The organism is Pseudomonas sp. SIMBA_041 (genome assembly GCF_046535095.1).
Lineage (GTDB): Bacteria > Pseudomonadota > Gammaproteobacteria > Pseudomonadales > Pseudomonadaceae > Aquipseudomonas > Aquipseudomonas mucoides.
Window position 1 is genome coordinate 1 of the sequence record NZ_JAWRXJ010000729.1, and the last position, 248, is coordinate 248.

The following is a 248-nucleotide window of genomic DNA, read 5'->3' on the forward strand; positions in this document are numbered from 1 at the left end:
CTGCCCGGCATGGGCGGGCTGGACCTGATCCGCCAGTTGCGCAACCGTGGCAAGACGTTCCCGATCCTCATCCTCACGGCCCGTGGCAACTGGCAGGACAAGGTCGAGGGCCTGGCGGCCGGTGCGGACGACTATGTGGTCAAGCCATTCCAGTTCGAAGAGCTGGATGCGCGCCTGAATGCGCTGCTGCGGCGCTCCAGTGGCTTTACCCAGTCCACCATCATTGCCGGGCCGCTGCTGCTGGACCT

The 248-nt window shown here is 65.7% G+C and carries 1 protein-coding gene; it reads left to right on the forward strand.

Annotated features, from left to right (window positions below):
- Nucleotides 1–248: response regulator (locus tag SB725_RS33030; protein ID WP_410923677.1), on the forward strand; the 248-nt coding region annotated here is incomplete at both ends.